This window comes from Pseudomonas sp. EA_65y_Pfl1_P113 (assembly GCF_963970525.1).
GTDB lineage: Bacteria > Pseudomonadota > Gammaproteobacteria > Pseudomonadales > Pseudomonadaceae > Aquipseudomonas > Aquipseudomonas tritici.
Genome location: NZ_CAXAQM010000579.1, coordinates 1 through 453 on the forward strand (window position 1 = coordinate 1; position 453 = coordinate 453).

At 65.8% G+C, this 453-nt stretch carries 1 protein-coding gene; it reads left to right on the forward strand.

Annotated features, from left to right (window positions below):
- The coding region (locus tag AACY52_RS31170; protein WP_339561518.1) for a DsbA family protein at nt 1–405 on the forward strand (405 nt) is incomplete at its 5' end.
- Nucleotides 406–453: the final 48 nt, after the last annotated feature.

Consider the following 453-nt stretch of genomic DNA (forward strand, 5'->3'; position numbering starts at 1 on the left):
CGCGATATCGGTCGCAGCGCCGCCTTTGTGGGGATGCCGTTCCGCTGGGCGCAGCCCGATCCGGTGGTGATGGATTTCGCGACCCGCACCTATCCGCTCGACCAGCCCTATATCCACCGTCTGACGCATCTTGGGGTCGCTGCGGCAGAACGCGGGCGTGGCCTCGCCTTTCTCGAAGCGGTGGGGCGACTGCTCTGGAGTGGGGCAGTGAGCAGATGGCATGAGGGCGATCACCTCGCCCGCGCCACCGCCGAGGCCGGCCTTGACCTCGCCGAACTCGACGCTGCGGTCGCGGCCGAACCGGAACGCTATGTCGAGATCGTCGTCATCAACCAGGCGGCACAGCGCGACGGCGGGCATTATGGCGTGCCGCTGATGGTGTTCGAGGGTGAACCCTTTTTCTGACAGGACCGCTTCGACCAGCTCAAATGGCGGATGGAGCAACAGGGACTG